This is a genomic window from Pseudomonas sp. SDO52101_S400 (genome assembly GCF_054071635.1).
Map to the genome: position 1 here is coordinate 1 of NZ_JBSVWF010000181.1, position 210 is coordinate 210.

Below are 210 nucleotides of genomic sequence, written 5' to 3' on the forward strand. Positions count from 1 at the left end.
CCGCCGCCTCGGTCGGGCCATACAGGTTGTACAGACCGATAGCCGGCAGTTGCTGCTTGAAGCGTCGCACCAGCGCGCCCGGCAGGGCTTCGCCGCTGCACATCACTCGCACCAGCCCGTTGGCCTGGCTGACATCGCCGTGGGCGAGGAACACATCAAGCATGGACGGCACAAGGTGCAGCGTGGTGATGTGCTCGGCGGCGATCACGT

At 66.2% G+C, this 210-nt stretch carries 1 protein-coding gene; it reads right to left on the reverse strand.

Going from position 1 to position 210, the window contains the following annotated elements; translation table 11 throughout:
* On the reverse strand, positions 1 to 210 hold a 210-nt coding region (locus ACW9HX_RS29240), incomplete at both ends, for an AMP-binding protein (protein ID WP_457383229.1).